11 protein-coding genes are annotated in these 16,481 nt (G+C 67.4%); 10 read left to right on the top strand and 1 reads right to left on the bottom strand.

The window, feature by feature from the left end; all coding sequences use genetic code 11:
* The 9 genes from MRBLWH12_RS11430 to MRBLWH12_RS11390 all read left to right on the top strand — a co-directional run bounded on the left by MRBLWH12_RS11430 (position 1) and on the right by MRBLWH12_RS11390 (position 11,147).
* A complete protein-coding gene (locus MRBLWH12_RS11430; RefSeq protein WP_363548940.1) occupies positions 1–669 on the top strand; it encodes a DUF624 domain-containing protein in 669 nt (222 codons plus the stop codon).
* Positions 666–1,643: a hydroxyacid dehydrogenase gene (locus MRBLWH12_RS11425; RefSeq protein ID WP_363548938.1), complete on the top strand. Its 978-nt coding sequence runs from the start codon at positions 666–668 to the stop codon at positions 1,641–1,643. The genes MRBLWH12_RS11430 and MRBLWH12_RS11425 overlap by 4 nt, the downstream gene beginning before the upstream one ends.
* 6 nt (positions 1,644–1,649) lie before the next feature.
* Positions 1,650–3,554 (top strand): heparinase II/III family protein, encoded by a 1,905-nt coding sequence (locus MRBLWH12_RS11420; RefSeq protein ID WP_363548936.1) that lies wholly within the window; start codon positions 1,650–1,652, stop codon positions 3,552–3,554.
* A gap of 25 nt (positions 3,555–3,579) precedes the next feature.
* Positions 3,580–4,656, top strand: a complete 1,077-nt coding sequence (locus tag MRBLWH12_RS11415; RefSeq protein ID WP_363548934.1) for a substrate-binding domain-containing protein — start codon at positions 3,580–3,582, stop codon at positions 4,654–4,656.
* A 95-nt stretch (positions 4,657–4,751) separates the two neighbouring features.
* Positions 4,752–6,851 carry a right-handed parallel beta-helix repeat-containing protein gene (locus tag MRBLWH12_RS11410; protein ID WP_363548932.1) on the top strand — a complete coding sequence of 700 codons (2,100 nt, stop codon included), beginning with the start codon at positions 4,752–4,754 and terminating at the stop codon, positions 6,849–6,851.
* A gap of 329 nt (positions 6,852–7,180) precedes the next feature.
* Positions 7,181–8,341: a Gfo/Idh/MocA family protein gene (locus MRBLWH12_RS11405; RefSeq protein WP_363548930.1), complete on the top strand. Its 1,161-nt coding sequence runs from the start codon at positions 7,181–7,183 to the stop codon at positions 8,339–8,341.
* Entirely contained in the window at positions 8,341–9,513 is a 1,173-nt protein-coding gene (locus tag MRBLWH12_RS11400) for a dihydrodipicolinate synthase family protein (RefSeq protein ID WP_363548928.1), read from the top strand. Before MRBLWH12_RS11405 ends, MRBLWH12_RS11400 begins: the two co-directional genes overlap by 1 nt.
* Positions 9,510–10,376 carry a sugar phosphate isomerase/epimerase family protein gene (locus MRBLWH12_RS11395; protein WP_363548926.1) on the top strand — a complete coding sequence of 289 codons (867 nt, stop codon included), beginning with the start codon at positions 9,510–9,512 and terminating at the stop codon, positions 10,374–10,376. The genes MRBLWH12_RS11400 and MRBLWH12_RS11395 overlap by 4 nt, the downstream gene beginning before the upstream one ends.
* Before the next feature lie 12 nt (positions 10,377–10,388).
* Positions 10,389–11,147 (top strand): sugar phosphate isomerase/epimerase family protein, encoded by a 759-nt coding sequence (locus tag MRBLWH12_RS11390; RefSeq protein WP_363548924.1) that lies wholly within the window; start codon positions 10,389–10,391, stop codon positions 11,145–11,147.
* 38 nt (positions 11,148–11,185) lie between these two features.
* On the opposite strand, the gene MRBLWH12_RS11385 is transcribed toward MRBLWH12_RS11390, so the two are convergent.
* Positions 11,186–12,667 (bottom strand): peptide MFS transporter, encoded by a 1,482-nt coding sequence (locus tag MRBLWH12_RS11385; RefSeq protein ID WP_363548922.1) that lies wholly within the window; start codon positions 12,665–12,667, stop codon positions 11,186–11,188.
* 356 nt (positions 12,668–13,023) lie between these two features.
* On the opposite strand from MRBLWH12_RS11385, the gene MRBLWH12_RS11380 reads away from it, so the two are divergent.
* Complete coding sequence (locus MRBLWH12_RS11380) at positions 13,024–16,464, top strand: discoidin domain-containing protein (protein WP_363548920.1); 3,441 nt, start codon at positions 13,024–13,026, stop codon at positions 16,462–16,464.
* Positions 16,465–16,481 lie beyond the last annotated feature (17 nt).

Raw genomic sequence — 16,481 nt, 5'->3', positions numbered from 1 at the left:
ATGAAGCGCATCTCACACGACACCTGGGCGACGATCCTCGGCGTCGTCTACCTCGGCCTGATGTCGAACTTCCTCGTGCTCCTCACCGCAGCACCGCTGGTGGTGCTGCTGATCACCACCGACCCGATGCTTTCCTGGCCACTGCTGGCTCTTGCGGTGCCCCTGGCTGCGCCGGCGCTCACGGGGGCGTTCGCCGCGTTCCGCGAATTCGGGCGCGGTGAGCCGCAGGTGGTGCGGTCGTTCTTCCGCGGCTGGAAGGCGACTTGGCGCAAGGGGATGCTGATCGGGGCCGCCGCCGCGGCATCCGTCGTCGTCCTGCTCGTCGACGTGCGCGCGGTGGCTGCGCTGCCGGCGTCCGTCGTCGTGGTCCCGGTTCTGGCCCTGCTCACCGTGGTCGCCGTCGCTACTGCGCTCGTCGCCCTCGCCGCGCTCGCCGAGGCACCGCAGGCACGGCTGCGTGACATCCTCAAGGCGGCGCTCTACCTGAGCGTGCGGCGCTGGTACCTGACGGCGCTGTCGTTCGCGGTTCTGGGGGTGCAGCTGGCGCTGTTCACCACGATGCCGGCGATCGCGATCGGCCTGACCTGCGCGCCGGCGCTGTACGTCGCGTGGGCGAACAGTCGTTACACGTTGCGCCCTGTTCTCGACCTCGAAGAGGTGCGGGCGTGAGGGTTCGCACCGCGATGAGCCCCGAGGTGTTCGAGTTGCTGTTCGACTCCGCCCGTCTCGAGCGGCTGCGCGCGCTGACCTCGTCGTCGCCGTGTCTGGCGATCGACGACGGCGATCTTGCAGACACCGAGATCCTGTTGACCTCGTGGGGGGCGCCCCGTCTCGACACCGAGCTGCTCGACCGCATGCCGCGGCTGCGCGCCGTGGTGCACGCCGCCGGGAGCGTCCAGGGGCTCGTCTCCGATGAGCTGTGGGAGCGCGGCATCACTGTGACCTCCGCGGCCGATGCCAACGCGGTGCCCGTTGCGGAGTACACGTTCGCCGCGATCATCCTCGCGTTCAAGCGTGCCTTCGTGCACATGCGCTCTCCCGCGGCGGTCCTCGGCTGGGGAGACCTGGTCGGTTCGCCGAAGTACGGCAGCGTCGGCAGGACGGTGGGCATCGTCGGCTTCTCGCGGATCGGGCGCCGGGTGGTGCGGATGCTGCGGCAGCTCGATGATGTGCGCATCCTCGTCGCCGACCCCTTCGTCGCGCCGGATGCCGTCGCGGCGGCGGGGGCGGAACTCGTCCCTCTCGAGTCGATGCTCGGACAGGTGGATGTGCTGTCGCTGCATGCTCCGGCCCTGCCGGAGACGCACCACATGATCGGCGGCACCGAACTCGCCGCCCTGCGCGACGGTGCCACCGTGATCAACACGGCGCGCGGCTGGATCCTCGACCACGAGGCCCTCCTGCGGGAGTGCGCCTCCGGGCGGCTGGACGCCGTCCTCGACGTGACGGAGCCCGACCCCCTGCCGGCCGAATCGCCGTTGCGCGAGCTGCCCAATGTCGCGCTGACCCCGCATATCGCCGGATCGATGGGCACCGAGGCGCGTCGGCTCGCAGACTCGGCCCTCGACGACATCGAGACCCTGCTCCGCGGCGGAATCCTGTCGCAGGTGATCACGCGGCCGGACATGGAGCTCAGCGCGTAGCCGCACATGGACGGACAGGATGAGGGCCCCGCTGGGCTGATCGAGCGCGGAGCGCTGCTGCGCATCTGGCAGTCGTCGCAGGCAGACGCCGCACCGCATCTGGTGCCGAAGTCCTCCGATCGCGCCGCCTGGGAGTCGATCGACCAAGAGGCGCGAGCTCTCATCCTGTCGGCGGCCGACGCCGAGCGAGGCGAAGCTTGGCTCGTGCCTCGGCTCTCGCAGTGGTCGGACTTCGCACGGACCGGGGATCGCGGAGGTTACGAGGCGGTCGAATTCGCACACAAGCGGCGCATTCGACTGGCCGTCCTCGCCGCCGCGATCGACCCGTCACCTGCGCGTGTCATCGAGGCGGCCGACGGTCTGTGGACGCTCTGCGAGCAGTCGACCTGGTGCTGGCCTGCGCACGACGACTCGTTCTCGCGGGGGCTGCTCACCACCGATGTCGACCGACCGTTCCTCGATCTGGGGGCGGGGGAGTGCGCGGCTCTCGCAGGATGGGCGGCCCTCATCCTCGGCGACGCCCTCGATACCGAGGTGCCGGGGCTGATCCCGCGGCTGGGCGCCGAGGTCGAACGCCGCATCCTGTCGCCGTTGATGCAGCGCCGTGACTGGTGGTGGGAGAACCGCGAGATCAACAACTGGCTGGCATGGATCGTCGGCAACGTCATCCCTGCCGCGGTCGCGTTCAGTGCGGGGGAGCGCCGAGCCCGACTGCTCGAGAGATGCGTCGACGGCATCGATCGGTACCTGTCGCATCTCCCGGCCGATGGCGGCATCGACGAGGGCTTCGCATACTGGTGGCAGGGTGCCGGTCGTGCCTTCGACGGCCTGGTGCTGCTCGACACGTTGTCCGGTGGCCTGATCAGGCCGGAGGCGGTCGACGGTGCGCTGGCTGGACTGCGCGAGCTCGCCCGCTTCCCCGAGAGGATGCTGCTCGGCGAGGACTGGGTCGCCAGCTACTCCGACGCGGAGGCGCGGATCGGAGCGGATACGCCCTGGTTCTCGCTGTTCCGCGCGGCCCACCTCTGCGGGCTCGAGGAGACCGCGGCGTTCGCGGCGGGCCGGAGGCGCGAGGGAAGGATCCTCGGGCTGGAGGCCGACACGGTCGGTGGAATCGGTCGCATGGTCGGCGAGTCGTTCGATGCCCGGTGGCGCACGACCCCGCCGGGCGGGGCACCCTATCCCCGCCTCGCCGAGTGGGGTTCGATCGCGGTCGGCGTCCGTCGGGAGCGTGATGGTGAATCCACCGGGCTCACCGTCATCGCGAAGGCGGGGCACAACGGCGAGAGCCACAACCACAACGATCTCGGATCCGTGTCCGTCGCGGTCGACGGGGTGCCGCTGCTCGCTGATCTCGGCCGTGGCGTCTACACCGCGACGACCTTCTCCGAGCAGCGGTACTCGCTGTGGCATCTGAGCAGCGAATGGCACAGCCTCCCGCATCCCTTCGGGCTCGAGCAGCTGCCCGGTCCGGAATGGGAAGCACCGATGCGGCCTCTCGACGACGGCTGGTCGATCGACCTGAGCGCCGCATACCCGTGGCCCGAGGGCGCCGAGCGCGAGTGGACGAGGGAGATCCGCCTGCGCGGCGGCGAGGTGATCATCCGCGACCAGGGAGCCGCCGTCGGGGCAGCGGGCACCCGCATCGCCGTCGTGTGCGCCGGTGTGCCCCAGCGAGTGGGCGACGGCATCCTCGTGCCCGGTCGGCACGCATCCCGTTCCCTTCTGCTGGTCCATGACCCCGCAGAGGTCGTGATCGAGACGCGGACGACCGGCGACCCGTACCTCCAGGACTCCTGGGGGGTCGAGGTGTCGAGGATCCTGTTCACGCCTCATCCCGGCGTCGACTCCTGGGAGCTTCGCGGCAAGGTGCCACGTCGTGCATATTCCGTTCATCTCGGAGAGATCTGAACATGAACGAACTGGCGCCGGAAGCATGCTGAGCGAAGAGCGCCGAGAGCGCATCCTCCAGGAGGTGGCGATCCGCGGGCGGGTGCACGTCATGGAGTTCGCTGCTCGCACTGGACTGTCCGGGATGACGATCCGTCGTGATCTCGCAGTGCTCGCGGCGAGGGGACTCGTACGGCGCGTCCACGGAGGCGCGGTTCTTCCCGGGGCCGCGGATGCTCCCATCGCCGGCGATTCCGGGTTCAGCTCGTCCCGGCGCCCCATCGGTACGGTCGGGTTCATCGTCCCTGACTCGAACTACTATTTCCCGCCGGTGATCAGGGGGGCCCACGCTGCGGCGCGGCAGCTGGGGTTGAGGCTCGTCCTCGGGGTCACGAATTACGACCCCGGCGAGGAGGTTCGCCAGTTGGTCAAGCTCAGCGAGAACGGTGCTGACGGGATCCTCCTGGTCACGGCGAGGCCGGGGGTCGATGACGCGCGGACGTGGGATTGCCTGGCGTCCGTCCGCCCACCGGTGGTGCTCGTTGAGCGTTCCGCACGGGAAGCGCCGTTGGCGCTGGGCGTCGACTCCGTCCGCTCTGACCACAGCAGCGGCACAGAGCTCGCGGTCGACCATCTCGTCGCCGGAGGACACCGCCGGATCGGCCTCATCTGTCGTGACTCGGCCACGGCGTCCTGGATCGAGGAGGGGTACGTGAGAGCCTCGAGCAGATGGGGGCTGTCTCATGACTCGCCGCGGATGCGTGCACCGTCGCTGCGCTGGAGTGCCGAGACAGCGCCGGACATCTTGCGGGACTTCCTCGACGCATGCCTCGCCTCTGACACCAGGGCGGCCATCGTGCTGCCGGACGATCTGGCGATCGGCCTGCTCAGCGTCGTTGAGGAAGCTGGTTTGAAGGTGCCGGAGGACTTCGCGATCGTATCCTACGACGACGAGATGGCGTCACTCGCGAGTGTGCCACTGACAGCGGTGGCCCCGCCGAAGGACGCGGTCGGCCGTCAGGCGATGCAGACCTGCTTCATGCGGCTCGGGGAGCGCAACGCGTGTCCTGCGCTGCGCATCGAACTCGCGCCGGAGCTTCACGCCCGAGAGTCGAGTCCCTGACTCGCAGCTTCTCCACGCTGTGCGACTCTGTGCGTTTGCTTTGGGAAGTCGGTATCGGCGGTGAAAGCTGATCGGGTTCGACGAAAGGAGAGACGATGACGTCTCGCAAATTGAGCAGGAAGATCGTGACAGGCATAACTGTGCTGGTGACGGTCTTCACGATCGCCGCGACAGGTCCGGCCGCAGAGGCCACGACTGGTGCGCACTACATCGACTGCGGATCGACCGCAGCGTCACTGGGGACGGTGAGCGCCCCATGGAACTCGTTCGCCGATGTGAACGCGCATACGTTCGGTCCCGGGGACACGCTGAATCTCAGGGCCGGCACCACATGTTCCGGACGCCTCGCCCCTTCGGGATCAGGCACCACGGCCGCTCCCATCTTGATCCAGTCGTACGGAAGCGGGGCGCGTCCGAAGATCAACGGTGCCGGTGCCGACACCGCCATCTTGCTGCGCGACGTGAGCAACTGGACGGTGCGCGGGATTGAGGTGACGAATCCCTCGACGACCAGGGCGCAGCGCACAGGCATCATGTACGAATCCACTACTTCCGCGGCGAAGGCGGGCGTCGTCATCGACGATGTGTATGTTCACGATGTCGCCGGATGGGGCAACAAAGATGTCGACGGGCAGAAGTACGTGCTCTCGGCAGGTATCGCCGTGAAGGTGGTGAGCGGAGTCGGCGCCTACGCGGGCGTCCGCATCACGAACTCCACGATCGAGGACACCGGTGGCGGCGGAATCAAGCTCATGGGAGACACGACGGCGAAGCATACGAACGTCTACATCGGCGACAACACCATCAGAGAGGTCGGCGGCGATGGGATCGTCGTTCACAACTCTCAGTCGCCGCTCGTCGAGAGGAATACGGCACTCGACCTGGGGCTGGGCGCGTATCCGCTGGAAGGGGGGAACTTCGCCGGGATGTGGCCTTACAACAGCTCGGACCCGGTGTTCCAATTCAACGTCGTCGGCGGGAGTCGTGTGTCGAAGTTCGACTCGACCGCGTGGGACTGCGATCACAACGTGACCGGGACCTGCACCTACCAGTACAACTACTCGTACGGCAACGGCGGAGGCTTCTATCTCAACTGCCTCGTGAACTGTTCGGTTCAGAGCACTGCGACCGATGTCATCCTGCGTTACAACATCGCGCAGGATGACTGCCGGCTCGTCTTGCCGAACGGCGGAACGGGCGTCCACTACGTGTACAACAACACGTTCTATTGCCCGAGTAAACCGGTCGTCGACACGATCAACCGCAACATCGTCTGGAAGAACAACCTTGTGGTTTCACCGAGCGGGAGTTTCGCGACGGGTACGGGCGTCGTGTTCAGCAAGAACGCTGTGTCGGGCGGAGTGACCGTCCCTTCATCGGCGACTGGTACGGTCACGGCGGATCCCGGTCTGACCGCGCCCGGAAGTGCTCGGCAGTCCCTGGACTCGACCTCCGGATATCGGCTGGCCGCGGGGTCAGCGCTGCTCGGTGCTGGGGAAGTGATTGCGGGCAACGGTGGACGTGACTTCTTCGGGAATCCCGTATCCGCCACCGCAGCCCCGAATATCGGGGCGTACAACGGGCCCGGCATCGCGGTGCAGCCAGCCGAGCTTGTGAACCTGTTCAATCAGACTGCGGTGACGACCGACGCGCACCGCAACGGCGGAGCCGTCTATACATCTGGTCGGTCGTTCTCTGGTCAGTCGTTGGAGGCGGCGGGCTACGCCCGCGGTGCCGCACTGAGCGCGGCTGGATTCGACTTCACCTGGCATGAGGGTGACTACGGGCTCCCTGACAACGTGAAGTCGGCGGGCCAGCAGGTGGCCATCGGTGAGACGGGGCGGTACATCGGCGTCCTCGGGTTCGGTGCGGGCGGCACGACCGCAGGCACTGCGACCGTGCACTTCGCCGACGGAAGCACCCGCACGGTGACGCTGTCGCTGAGCGACTGGTTCGATTCGTCACCTCGGTTCGGCAACACCCAGATGCTCTCTGCTCCGAGCCACAACATCTGGTCGGAGCCCTACAACTCGGGGTCGTTCGGCAAGGTCGGCAGTACCGCGTCCGGGACGGTCAAGGTGTGGGTGGCCACCATCGATCTCGGCGCCAGCCAGCAGATCGCGTCGATCAGCCTGCCGTCCGGCTCCCTCACCACGTCGGCCGGTTTGCACGTGTTCGGCGTCGACACGCGGTAGCCGCGGGCACCCGATCTGATGCTCAGCCGGGTGCGACGGGGTGGATGATTTCACCTCGTCGCACCTGCGTGTGCGCGCTCGCCGAAGCGGGCTTGTTCTGCTTTGCGCCGAAGAAGCCGCCGAGCGAGTGGGGGCCTCGAACGCACGTGAACATCGCTCTCCTCCACAGAGCGCAAACGGCTCCATCTGGCGGCGAGATCCAGCCGTTTGCGCTCTTCGAAGCGCCGCGGCGGGAGGAGTCGCTTGCAGTCCTCACAGAACCGTGGCATGCTGTCGGAAAGCGCTTACCCGAATGGCGGCGCAACGACTTCCCAGAGAACGGACCAGCAATGTCACAGACGACGACCCGCGAGATCGGGATCATCATGAACGGCGTCTCCGGGCGCATGGGCTACCGGCAGCACCTCGTGCGCTCGATCCTCGCGATCCGCGACCAGGGCGGCATCGAACTCTCCGACGGCACCCGCGTCACGGTCCGGCCGATCCTCGTCGGCCGCAGCGAGCAGAAGCTCGCCGAGCTTGCCGCCCTCCACGGCATCGAAGACTGGACGACCGACCTCGACGCGGCGCTCGCCGACCCGCGGTGGGAGATCTACGCCGACTTCCTGGTGACGAAGGCTCGGGCATCCGCGATCCGCAAGGCGATCGCCGCCGGCAAGGCGATCTACACTGAGAAGCCGACCGCCGAGTCCCTCGAAGAGGCCCTCGAGCTCGCGCGCCTCGCCCAGGAAGCCGGCGTCAAGACCGGCGTCGTGCACGACAAGCTCTACCTGCCCGGCCTGCAGAAGCTCAAGCGCCTCATCGACTCCGGCTTCTTCGGCCGCATCCTCTCGGTGCGCGGCGAATTCGGCTACTGGGTCTTCGAGGGCGACTGGCAGCCGGCTCAGCGGCCGAGCTGGAACTACCGCACCGAAGACGGCGGCGGCATCATCAGCGACATGTTCCCGCACTGGAACTACGTGCTGGAGAACCTCTTCGGCGAGGTGAAGAGCGTCTACGCGCAGGCGGCGACTCACATCCCTGAGCGCTGGGACGAGAACGGCGAGAAGTACACCGCCACCGCTGAGGACGCCGCATACGGCATCTTCGAGATCGAGGGCGGCATCGTCGCCGAGATCAACTCGAGCTGGACCGTCCGCGTCAACCGCGACGAGCTCGTCGAGTTCCAGGTCGACGGCACCCACGGCTCCGCTGTCGTCGGTCTGTTCGGGGCGAAGATCCAGCCGCGCAACGCCACTCCGAAGCCGGTCTGGAACCCGGACCTCGAGGACACCCGCGACTACGACGCCGACTGGCAGAACGTGCCGACCAACGACGTGTTCCTCAACGGCTTCCGCCAGCAGTGGGAGGAGTACCTGGAGTCGTACGTGTTCGGCACCGACTACCCGTTCGACCTGCTCGCGGGCGCGAAGGGCGTGCAGTTCGCCGAGGCCGGTCTCACCTCCAGCGCCGAAGGACGCAAGGTCGCCATCGAGAAGCTGTCCCTCTGATGGCGGCGCTGACGCTTCTGGCCGCCGACGGCTCCCTGTCCGATGCGCCGCTGAACGCCGCGGGAGCCTATGTGCGACCGACGGCTCCGCTGCAGAGCCGAGTCGCCTACGCCGCAGCGCACGTCGTGCCGCGCGTCTCGGCCGACAACACTCCGGGTCAGCCGGCCGACATCGACTGGGATTCGACTCTCGCCTTCCGCCGCAACGTCTACTCGTGGGGTCTCGGCGTCGCCGACGCGATGGACACCGCGCAGCGCAACATGGGGCTGGATGCCGCGGCCACCCGCGAGCTGATCTCCCGCAGCGCCGAGGTCGCCCGTGAGGAGGGCGGTTCGGTCGTGGTGGGTGTGAACACCGATCACGTTCTCGATTCCCGCATCTCGCTCGATCAGGTGATCGACGCGTACAAGGGTCAGCTGCACTTCACCGAGGAGCAGGGCGCAGGTCCTGTGCTGATGGCCTCCCGCCATCTCGCCAGGGTGACGAGGGATGCCGCGGACTACCGCCGTGTGTACCGCGCGGTTCTCGAAGCGGCGACGACTCCGGTCGTACTGCACTGGCTCGGCACCGCTTTCGACCCGGAACTGGCCGGTTACTTCGGCGCGGACGACTGGCAGACGGCATCCCAGGTGCTGCTGGAGATCATCGGCGAGAACCCGGACAAGGTCGCCGGTGTGAAGATGAGCCTGCTGAACGCGGAGTCCGAGATCTCGGTGCGATCGCAGCTGCCCGAGGGCGTGCGCATGTTCACCGGTGACGACTTCAACTACGTCGGACTCATCGGAGGCGACACCGTCGGACAGGGCGACAGCCACTCCGATGCGCTGCTCGGCGCCTTCGCGGCGATCACTCCGGTGGCATCCGCGGCGATCCAGGCGCTCGACGCCGGCGACCCCGCTCGATACCTGGAGATCCTCGGCCCGACCGAGGAGCTCAGCCGTCAGGTGTTCGCCGCGCCGACGTTCTATTACAAGACGGGCGTCGCGTTCCTCTCCTGGCTGAACGGGCACCAGCCCGCGTTCCAGATGGTCGGCGGCCTGCACTCCGCCCGCAGCCTGCCGCACCTGAGCCGCATCGTCGAGCTCGCGAACGCCTCGCTCGCCCTGGAGAATCCAGAGCTCGCACGCGAGCGCTGGCACGGGATGCTGCGCGTGAACGGAGTGGACGCATGAGCGCCGCCCACCCGCGTCTGTCGATCAACCAGGCCACCATCAAATACGCCGACCTCGCCACGGCGCTTCAGGTCACGGTCGAAGCCGGAGTGCAGTCCATCGGACTCTGGCGCGAGCCGGTGAACGCGGTCGGCCTCGACGTCGCCGCGCGGATGCTGTCCGATTCCGGTCTGCGTTTCTCGACGCACTGCCGTGGCGGCTTCTTCACGCTGCCGGAGGGTCCGGAGCGGGATGCCGCGCTCGATGACAACCGCCGGGCGATCGAGGAGACCGCGACACTCGCCGCCGCGGGTGCCGAAGGATCGACGGCCGTGCTGGTGCTCGTCGCCGGCGGGCTGCCGGAGGGGTCCCGCGACCTCGTCGGCGCGCGGGAGCGCGTGCGCGACGCGATCGGCACGCTCGCACCGGATGCGAAGGCGGCGGGCGTGACGCTTGCGATCGAGCCCCTGCATCCGATGTACGCCTCCGACCGTGCCGTCGTCTCGACTCTCGGTCAGGCACTCGACATCGCCGCCGACTTCGACGCCGATGTGGTCGGAGCCGCCGTCGACACGTTCCACATCTGGTGGGACCCGCAGGTGTTCGAGCAGATCGCTCGAGCCGGCCGCGAGGGGCGCATCGCCACCTACCAGGTCTGCGACTGGAAGACGCCGCTGGCCGCGGACGTGCTGCTGTCACGGCACTACATGGGCGACGGTGTGATCGACTTTGGTGCGCTCACGCGTGCGGTGATCGAAACCGGGTACGACCGAGACATCGAGGTGGAGCTCTTCAACGCCGACATCTGGGCGGATGCTCCCGCCGATGTCGTCCGTCGCACCGCCGAGGCGTTCGGCGCCGTAGTCGCCCCGCACCTGCCCTGACAGGATGAACGTATGACGACGATCAGGCCGGGGTTGTGCTCGGTGACTTTCCGGGAGCTCCCGCCAGAGCGGATCGTGGGGCTGGCGGCGGATGCTGGACTCGAGGTGATCGAGTGGGGCGGCGACGTGCACGTCCCGCCCGGTGACGCCGTGCGCGCCGCGCATGTCGCTCGGGCGACGGTGGATGCCGGACTCGCCGTCTGCTCGTACGGCTCGTACTTCCGGGCGGGGGCGGGGGAGGAGCTCACGCCGATCCTGGACAGCGCCGAGGCGCTCGGGGCCGATCGCATCCGTATCTGGGCCGGCCCTGTCGGGTCGGCGGAGGCGACCCAGGCGGATTGGGCCGGCACCGTCGCGCGGCTCCAGTCGGCGACGTCCGAGGCATCCGCGAGGGGAATCGGATTGGCGCTCGAGTTCCACTCCGGCACTCTCGCCGACACGGCGCCGACGACGCTGCGGCTCCTTGCCGATGTCGCCAGCCCTGCCCTCACCACCTACTGGCAACCGACCGTCGCGGCGCCCGATGATGTCGCGCTCGCCGAGTACCGTGCGATCGCGGCGCATACGAGCGCCGCGCATGTCTTCTCCTGGTGGCCGACGAAGGAGAGGCTGCCGCTGCGCGCCCGCGATGAGCTGTGGAGTCGGTTCTTCGCGGCAGCATCCGCCGCCGAGCGCCCTCCACGCGACGCCCTGCTCGAGTTCATCCCCGACGCCGACCCGGATCTCCTCGCCTCGGAAGCCGCGGCACTGCGCGGCTACCTTTCCCGCTGATCTTCAGAATCGGGGAGGGCGTGGACCGGCATCCGGTGTCAGCGCACGCGCCCCAGGTGGCGACGGATCCACGGACCGAAGGCGAACATCAGGCCGCCCGCGGCGAGGCCCGCGAGGCCGATCACCAGGAAATAGGCGAACTCGCTGGTCGAGTGGTAAAAGCTTCCGATCACGCCGGAGAGCGAGGATCCGAGGGCTGAGGCGATGAAGTACAGCGCCATCAGCTGCGCACGGAACGCCTGAGGCGCGAGCTTCGTCGTCACCGCGAGTCCGATCGGCGCGACGAGCACCTCGGCGACGGCGAGGATCAGGAGGATGAGGAAGACGTACAGGGCCGGGGTCGTCTTGCCGGTGCCGCCCGCGAACGGCAGGAACAGCAGGAAGCAGATTCCACTGAGCATGATTCCCACGCCGAGCTTCGTCGGCGTGGACGGAGCACGGTCCCCCAGGCGGACCCAGATCGCGCTGGCCATCGCGAGCAGCGGCATCACCCAGACGGTCTCCGCGAGGAACAGCCAGGATGACGGGGCCGTCCACCCGAGGATGTTCCAGTCGATCCGCTCGTCGGAGTAGGCGGCGAATGCCGTGAACATCTGGGTGAACAGAGCAGCGAAGACGGTGATGGAAAGGAACATGGGGATGAAAGCCCGGACCCTGGAGCGCTCGTCCTTCGTCACCTTCGGGCTGGTCAGGATGACCACGAAGTACACGACGGCCGCAAGTGAAACGACGATGCTCAGCACCTGCGCAAGGTTCGACAGATTCACCACCCCGGTCAGCAACGCGGCGGCGACGACCGAGGCCGCCGCGACGGCGAGTACGACCGTTCTCGGGATCGCAGTGCGCGGCAGCGGGTTGCCTGGAGCTTTTCCGGCCGTGCCGAGGTTGCGACGGAAGGCCACGTACTGCACGAGCCCGAGGAGCATGCCGACCGCCGCTGCGCCGAACGCGAAGTGGAAGCCGCGCGAGTCGTTCAGCAGGCCGGTCAGCAGCGGTCCGAAGAAGGAACCGACAGTGATGCCGAGATAGAAGATCGAGAATCCGCTGTCCGTTCGCCGGTCATCCCGGGCGTACAGCGTGCCGAGCAGGGACGACGCGTTCGCCTTGAGTGCCCCGGCTCCGATCGCCACGAGCACCAGCCCGGTCGAGACGCCACCGAATCCCGGCAGCAGCGCCAGTGCGACATGACCGAGCATCACGACGAACCCGCCGTAGAAGACCATGCGCTCCATCCCGAGTATGCGATCCGCCAGCCAGCTGCCGAGCATGGTCGACAGGTACACCAATCCCGCGTACGCTCCGACGAACCCCAGTGCGGCGGGCTGCGGGATGCCCAGCCCGCCTTCGTCGAGGGAGTAGTAGAGGTAGTACGGCAGGATCGTCACCATGCCGTAGAACGAGAACCTCTCCCACAGTTCGACTCCGAGGAGGTTGGCGAGGCCGATGGGGTGCCCGAGCATCGTTCGCGGGGGCCGGGCCTCGACTGTCGCGTCGTCTTCTCGCTCTGCGGTCTGGGACATGTTCTTCAACCTCCGGGCTCGGCGTCTCACGGCCGCACTGCCGTGAGCTCATCGATGCGCCGGGAATCGTTGACGAGTTCACGTCGACGGCGTATCGCGATGTACCAAAGTGTGGACGGTGGCGCCGCCGTCGCCTCGTTGTTGTCGGCCAACATGACGACGACATCGCGTGATTTCCAGACAACGGCCGCGGTGCGCCCGCGATGAGGGTGCCGCGAAAAAGTTGAGTTTCTCCATTGAATGGCAACCGTTTGCCAGATACTCTGAGGCGGCACGCTACTGAACGGTAAGTACGTTTACTAATGACGTGGCGCACGAACCGTCGAGAAGCAGTTCCCGCCGAGTAGGAGACACCGATGTCGCACGCTCATCCTTCCGTCCGCAGATCCATCGCCGCGCTCGCCGCGGTGATCGTCGCGATCCCGCTCGGCCTGGCGGTGCAGTCCGCCACTGTTCCGGCATCCGCCGCAGAGCCGGGCATCACCGAGGGTCTCGATCTCAGCGCAGGCAACCGGCGCGCCCCGATCACCGGCCTCTATGACTGGAGCAAGGCCGGGTACCGCGGCGGTGCAGAACTCCCGAACACCGCCGCCCTCGCCCCCCGCGCGGCGTGCGACATCACAGCGGCGGAGATGACCAGCGCGCACGGCGTGACCGCCGGCGATGGCGTCGATGACACCGCGGGGATCCAAGCAGCGATCGACGCGATCCGCACCGGCTGCTCGCCGACAGCCGGCTTCGACAACCTCAGCCGCATCACGCTTCCGGCAGGGCAGCTCGACGTCATCGGCGAGCTGCACGTCGACGCCGACTACCTCGTCATCCGTGGTGCGGGATCGGATGCGGCGACCGGCACCACGCTCGTCTATCGACCGGATGCCGCCACCCGCTACGACACGATCACACCCGACGGATCCGAGTGGGACAAGGACGCGATGAACTCGGGTCAGGGCACCGGCGGCTGGCTGTGGCCGGGACGCGGTCTGTTCCGCGTGCAGTCGCGCGGCGTGCACACGGCGTATGCGAGCGACTACGCCGCCGCCCCCGCGAACCGCAAGGACCTCTTCGAGGGCACCGTCAACGTGCACTGGAAGGTCGGCGTCGCGCTGCGCGCCAAGAACGGCGATGCCGGTTACTCCGCCCGTGCCGGTGACACCGTCGTGCACCTCGCCACGACGGGCTCGATGACGACTCTCGGCGTCGGCGCTCTCGTCAACATCAGAGCAGCCAACTCGATCAAGTTCTACGAAGAGCAGGAGGCGGTGCAGGCCACGCATCCGCTGCAGAACCTGCACATGCGCCAGCAGATCTTCCGCATCGTCGCGAGCGACTCCACCGCCCGCACCATCACGCTCGACAAGCCGCTCGAGTACGACGTTCCGGTGAACTCCACCTCTGACGGATCGGAGGGCATCGGCGGCAAGGTCTACGCCTCGAAGGCATCCCCGATCGTCGACCCGGTCGTCGGTGTCGGAATCGAGTCGCTCGCCTTCACCCAGGTGATCGAGGGGGCGGATGCCGCAGACGCGAAGAACAACTACGGCAACCTTGCTCCCGACCAGGCGATGCACGGCATCGTGTTCAAATGGGCCGCCGACTCGTGGGTGCGCGGCATCCGCGCGGAGATGACCGGATCGCATCCGATCGTCACCGAAGAGGCGAAGAACCTGCAGATCGTCGACAACAAGCTCGACGGCTCGTGGAACAAGGGCAAGGGCGGCAACGGCTACTTCCGTGGCTCGCGCGTCTGGGACTCGCTCTACGCCGACAACATCTCTCGCAACCTCCGCCACTTCACGTTCCAGTGGGCGGCATCGGGCAACGTCGTGATCGGCAACGATTTCGACTCCGACCTGAACCTGCACGGCGGGTGGGAGCGCAACAACCTCTTCGAGCTCAACAAGGTCACCGTGCCCTATGCGCACCGTCCCGGAAACTGCAGCTCCAACTGCGGTGAGGAAGGCGGCGGCGGGCCGGACGACTCGAACTGGTTCCCGATCTGGTGGGGTGCCGGCCAGAAGGCGGTGAAGTGGTCTGGTTCGTCCGGGCCGATGAACGTCTTCTTCAACAACGACATGAGCAAGCAGTTGGGTGACGACGCGGCGACCTACACGCCGTATCTGCCCGACCGGCACCGTATTCTCCAGTTCGGATGGAACGGCACCGGCTGGCACCACCTCGATCAAGGCGGCACCCCGATCACCGACTGGGCGTCTCGCGAGACGCTGGACTACGGAGATGGGCACGGTGTGCATGACGAGTTGACGGATGCTGGGGACTCGCTGTTCCTCAAGTCCGTCACGGGAGGCGGTGGCGGAACGCCAACAGCCACACCGACGCCGACGCCGACGCCGACGTCGACCCCGACGCCCACGCCGACTCCGACTCCAACGAACCCGACGGAGACCCTCATCTCGCAGGGGAAGCCGGTCACGGCATCCTCCGTGGAGACCTCCGAGTTCCCCGCGTCCCACGCCGTCGATGGCTCCATGACCACGCGCTGGGCGAGCGCCGAAGGCGTCGACCCGCAGTGGATCACAGTCGACCTCGGCACCGGGGCCAAGGTCTCGAAGGTCGTCCTGAAATGGGAGGCCGCCTACGCGTCGAAATACCGTGTGGAGATGTCCACCGACGGCTCGACCTGGACGCCTCTGAAGACGGAGACCGCAGGCAACGGCGGCACGGACGAGTTCACGGGTCTGGCGGGCACGGGCCGGTACCTCCGCGTATTCGGCACCGCGCGCGGCACCACCTACGGCTACTCGCTGTGGGAGCTGCAGGTCTACGGCACGGCAGGAACACCGGGCGGCCCCGTCGACCCGGGCCCCGGTGATGGTGACATCGTCGATGTCGACACCGCCGCAGAGCTCAGCGCCGCGCTCACTGCGGCCGAACCAGGGCAGACGATCCGACTCGCGGCCGGCACGTACCGCGGCAGCTTCATCGCCACGGACTCCGGTACGGCGGCCAAGCCGATCACTCTCACGGGTCCGCGCAGCGCGATCATCATCAACAACGGCTCGTCCGGGACGTTGTCCGGATGCCCGCAGCCGACATCCGGTTGGAACTCCGGTTACGGACTCTGGCTGTTCGGGGCGTCGTACTGGAACGTGAAGGGCGTCACGGTCGCGGAGTCGAAGAAGGGGATCGTGCTCGACACGGCCACCCACGTCAACATCGACGGCGTGCTCGTGCGAGACATCGAGGAGGAAGGCGTGCACTTCCGTCGTTCCTCGGCCGACGGGACCATCCGGAACTCGGAGATCACCCGTGTCGGATTGGTCAAGCCCGGCTACGGCGAGGGCGTCTACCTCGGTTCCGCGAATTCGAACTTCGACTGCTATGGAGATTCCAGCGGGCGGGACCGCTCCGACCGTGTGCAGGTTCTCGACAACACGTTCGGGCCGGGCATCGCCGCTGAGCACATCGACATCAAGGAAGGCACCGAGGGCGGCGTCATCCGAGGGAACAAGTTCGACGGCAAGGGCATCTCCGGCGAGAACTCCGCCGATTCCTGGATCGACGTGAAGGGGAACGGCTACCTCATCGAGGGCAACACCGGCACCTTCTCCTCGCCGGGCACCTTCGCCAACGGCTACGAGACGCACAACCCCCTGACCGGCTACGGGTGCGGAAACACCTGGCGCTCCAACACCTCGAACCTCGGCGGTGTGGGCAAGTACGCGGTGTTCATCTCGTCGACGTCGAAGTGCTCGAGCAACCCCAACAAGGTCTACGCGTCGAATACCGTCGCGAACGCCGTCACGGGGCTCACGAACGTCACGGTGACACCGTGATGTGGGCGTCGTGCACC

Origin of the sequence: Microbacterium sp. LWH12-1.2, assembly GCF_040675825.1 — a bacterium.
Classification (GTDB): Bacteria; Actinomycetota; Actinomycetes; order Actinomycetales; family Microbacteriaceae; genus Microbacterium.
Note: the sequence above shows the minus strand (reverse complement) of the source record. Positions and strands in the feature narration are given on the sequence as shown.

Coding starts and splice junctions, on each gene's coding strand:
- MRBLWH12_RS11395 (WP_363548926.1), top strand. CDS start 9,510: ATGAGCGCCGCCCACCCGCGTCTGTCGATCAACCAGGCCACCATCAAA.
- MRBLWH12_RS11385 (WP_363548922.1), bottom strand. CDS start 12,667: ATGTCCCAGACCGCAGAGCGAGAAGACGACGCGACAGTCGAGGCCCGG.
- MRBLWH12_RS11400 (WP_363548928.1), top strand. CDS start 8,341: ATGGCGGCGCTGACGCTTCTGGCCGCCGACGGCTCCCTGTCCGATGCG.
- MRBLWH12_RS11415 (WP_363548934.1), top strand. CDS start 3,580: ATGCTGAGCGAAGAGCGCCGAGAGCGCATCCTCCAGGAGGTGGCGATC.
- MRBLWH12_RS11405 (WP_363548930.1), top strand. CDS start 7,181: ATGTCACAGACGACGACCCGCGAGATCGGGATCATCATGAACGGCGTC.
- MRBLWH12_RS11430 (WP_363548940.1), top strand. CDS start 1: ATGAAGCGCATCTCACACGACACCTGGGCGACGATCCTCGGCGTCGTC.
- MRBLWH12_RS11380 (WP_363548920.1), top strand. CDS start 13,024: ATGTCGCACGCTCATCCTTCCGTCCGCAGATCCATCGCCGCGCTCGCC.
- MRBLWH12_RS11390 (WP_363548924.1), top strand. CDS start 10,389: ATGACGACGATCAGGCCGGGGTTGTGCTCGGTGACTTTCCGGGAGCTC.
- MRBLWH12_RS11410 (WP_363548932.1), top strand. CDS start 4,752: ATGACGTCTCGCAAATTGAGCAGGAAGATCGTGACAGGCATAACTGTG.
- MRBLWH12_RS11420 (WP_363548936.1), top strand. CDS start 1,650: ATGGACGGACAGGATGAGGGCCCCGCTGGGCTGATCGAGCGCGGAGCG.